The sequence below is a fragment of the Flavobacterium bomense genome (assembly GCF_003970355.1).
On record NZ_RYDJ01000091.1, the window covers coordinates 467 to 1509 of the forward strand.

Consider the following 1043-nt stretch of genomic DNA (forward strand, 5'->3'; position numbering starts at 1 on the left):
CATTAATACAGCTTTACTTCTTGTATAAATTATTGTGGTCGATATATTCCCAAACTTTTTCAGGCAAAAGCGGACGAACATTTTTCTTGCTTTTTATGTTTTCTCGAATAAAGGTCGATGAAATTTCTACAATGGGAGCATCAATGATATGAATTTTGGGATTGTTTTTATAAATCGAATTTTCTAGTTCCGATGAAATGCGAGGATACACATAGATTTCGTGATTTTGCAAAATGACCTCGTGATTCTTCCATTTGTGCAACGAATTTAGATTGTCTTCGCCCATAATCAACGAAAACTCATAATTTGGATGTTTGTCCTGCAAATGTGCCAATGTATTCAAGGTATAATTGGGTTGTGACAACTTGAACTCAATATCCGAAGGTTTGATTTTTGGATACTCTTCGGTGGCCAAAAAGACCAATTGCAGTCGTTGGTAATCGTCTAATAAAGCTTGCTTGTTTTTCAACGGATTGTGTGGCGTCACGACCATCCAAATTTGATCCAAACCTGAATATTCGGCAAAGTGGTTGGCAATAATCAAGTGCCCAATATGGATGGGGTTGAATGTTCCGAAATACAATCCTATTTTCATAGATTTAATTGAAAGATTTAAAAATTAAAAGATTTAAAAATTAATGTCACTTTTCGTAATTTTTCAATTATTAAATCTTTCAATTCTTCAATTTATTTGTTAACAAAATCCTTTACCAATTGATGGGCTTCTTCCAACGCAATATCCAAATCGTAGTTTTTGATAATGACGTCAAATTGTGGTGCTGTCGCCAATTCTACGTGGGCTTTGGCTATACGCATATTGATTTTTTCGTCACTTTCGGTAGAGCGTTCTTTGAGTCTTCTTTTGAGTTCGTCCACACTTGGTGGTTTCACGAAAACGGCCAAAGTTTCTTCTGGAAATTTATGTTTGATGCGCAAACCTCCAGCCACGTCAATGTCGAAAATAACGTTTTTTCCTTGAGCCCAAATGCGTTCGACTTCACTTTTCAGAGTGCCGTAAAAATTGTCTCTATAAACTTCTTCCC

The 1043-nt window shown here is 35.8% G+C and carries 1 protein-coding gene and 1 pseudogene; both read right to left on the bottom strand.

The genetic code is table 11. From position 1 onward, the window contains the following. Positions 1-13: 13 nt before the first annotated feature. A complete protein-coding gene (gene nadD / locus EKL98_RS15760; protein WP_126563128.1) occupies positions 14-595 on the bottom strand; it encodes a nicotinate (nicotinamide) nucleotide adenylyltransferase in 582 nt (193 codons plus the stop codon). A gap of 92 nt (positions 596-687) precedes the next feature. After that, positions 688-1043: pseudogene (locus EKL98_RS15765) on the bottom strand (guanylate kinase); the annotation flags it as partial.

What these genes read in the sequence shown, in the direction of transcription:
- nadD (WP_126563128.1), bottom strand. Translation starts at nt 595, where the DNA reads ATGAAAATAGGATTGTATTTCGGAACATTCAACCCCATCCATATTGGG.